1 protein-coding gene is annotated in these 618 nt (G+C 28.6%); it reads left to right on the top strand.

Annotated features, from left to right (window positions below):
* The first annotated feature begins 101 nt into the window (after positions 1 to 101).
* Entirely contained in the window at positions 102 to 587 is a 486-nt protein-coding gene (locus tag ACTNEP_RS20495) for a response regulator transcription factor (protein WP_441163786.1), read from the top strand.
* Positions 588 to 618: the final 31 nt, after the last annotated feature.

Genomic DNA, 618 nt, shown 5'->3' with positions numbered 1-618 from the left:
CTTATAATATGCAAAAAATTTAGCATATTGTGTCAGGAAAGTACAGTAATCATACTGGAGGAATTTGATTTAAATAGGCCAATTTTGGATGGGATAAAGTGATGCTTTACACAATTGGCCAAAGAATAAAAGAATTAAGAAATGATGTTCCTATTATTTATTTAACAGCCCTTACTGCTATTGAAGATAAAATAAAAGGGTTAGAAAATGCGGACGATTATATGACTAAACCTTTTGATCCTAGAGAGTTAATATTAAGGATAGAAAAGTTATTAATGAGATTTGAGAAGGTGTCTGAACACTTTTTTAAAGTGGAACATTTGGATGTTGATCTTGATTCAAATCAAGTCATCAATAATGAAACGAATGAGGAGATTAAATTAACTGGTATTCAATATAAAATACTCTCTTTCTTATTAAAGAATCATAACCAAATATTAACTAAAGAGCAGATATATAACTATGTTTGGCAAGATGATTATATCGAAGGTGATAAAGTAATTAATGTTGTAAAGCATCACTTTATCCCATCCAAAATTGGCCTATTTAAATCAAATTCCTCCAGTATGATTACTGTACTTTCCTGACACAATATGCTAAATTTTTTGCATATTATAA

The organism is Gracilibacillus sp. HCP3S3_G5_2, from assembly GCF_052063305.1.
Classification (GTDB): domain Bacteria; phylum Bacillota; class Bacilli; order Bacillales; family Amphibacillaceae; genus Gracilibacillus.
The sequence above is the reverse complement of the archived record's forward strand: the minus strand, read 5'-3'. Positions and strand labels throughout refer to the sequence as shown.